The organism is Variovorax boronicumulans NBRC 103145 (genome assembly GCF_001591345.1).
Lineage (GTDB): Bacteria > Pseudomonadota > Gammaproteobacteria > Burkholderiales > Burkholderiaceae_C > Variovorax > Variovorax boronicumulans.
Genome location: NZ_BCUS01000286.1, coordinates 1 through 591 on the forward strand (window position 1 = coordinate 1; position 591 = coordinate 591).

At 72.6% G+C, this 591-nt stretch carries 1 protein-coding gene; it reads right to left on the reverse strand.

Annotation, left to right across the window (positions count from 1 at the left end):
- Positions 1-591, reverse strand: a 591-nt coding sequence (locus tag VBO01S_RS31580) for a YhdP family protein (RefSeq protein WP_303621497.1), incomplete at both ends; no start/stop codon positions are given.

A 591-nucleotide genomic window follows, 5' to 3' on the forward strand; every position in this document is an offset into this window, starting at 1 on the left:
ACGCCGGGGTCGCGGGCGCGGCGGTGGCGGCCGCGAGCGAGGGCGGCACGTAGGCGTAGTGCACGTCCGACACCTTGGCCGCGATGCGGAACTCGCCCTGCTTCGGGTCCATGAAGGGCATGTCGTGCAGGTCGCCGCGCACGCGGAAATCGACCGTGCTGGCCGTGCCCTTGACGACCGACTCGCGCACGTAGTCGCGCGTGTGCTGCGGAATGTCGAGCGGCAGGTAGCGGAACACGCGGGTGCCGTCGGCGCGCGTGAGCTTGCCCTGCAGGTCGAGCACGCCGGGGTGCTGCGCGCGGCTGCTCGAGGTGGCCGGGTCGCTGGTGCGCCAGTGGGCCTCGGCCTCGCCCTCGGCGTCGGCGTTGGCAAAGCGCAGCTTCGACACCTGCACCTGCATGGCGCCGTTGTCGAGCTTCCACTGCAGCTGGGTCGAGAGCCGGTCGATGGGGATCACCGGGTCTTCGAACACGCCGGGGAATTCGAGCGTGCCCTTGGCCATGGCCAGCGTGGCGGTGCCGCCGGTGTGGCTGGCGTCGAAGTCGAGCGTGGCGCCGCTGAGGCCGGGGGTGCCGGGGTGCACGCGCGGCG